Annotated in this window: 1 protein-coding gene; it reads right to left on the minus strand. The window is 40.7% G+C overall.

Annotated elements, in window-relative coordinates:
- On the minus strand, positions 1 to 241 hold a 241-nt coding region (locus ACVA53_RS25145; RefSeq protein ID WP_446506641.1), incomplete at both ends, for a hypothetical protein.

Here is a 241-nt window from a genome sequence, read left to right on the forward strand (position 1 = left end):
TTCTCCACCAGTATTTAGCCCATATTTGGCAATATCAGAAGCAATAACTAAAACTTTAGTATCAGGATTCAAAAGAACGTGGTCACGAGCAAGAGCAAGGCCAGCAGTAGTTGCATAACAAGCCTCTTTCATTTCAATGCTTCGAGCAAAAGGTTGAATACCAAGCAAATCGTGAACAACAACGGCTGAGGCCTTTGATTCATCAAGACTTGATTCAGTACCAACGATGATCATGTCAATG

It is taken from the genome of Photobacterium sp. DNB23_23_1 (assembly GCF_052873815.1).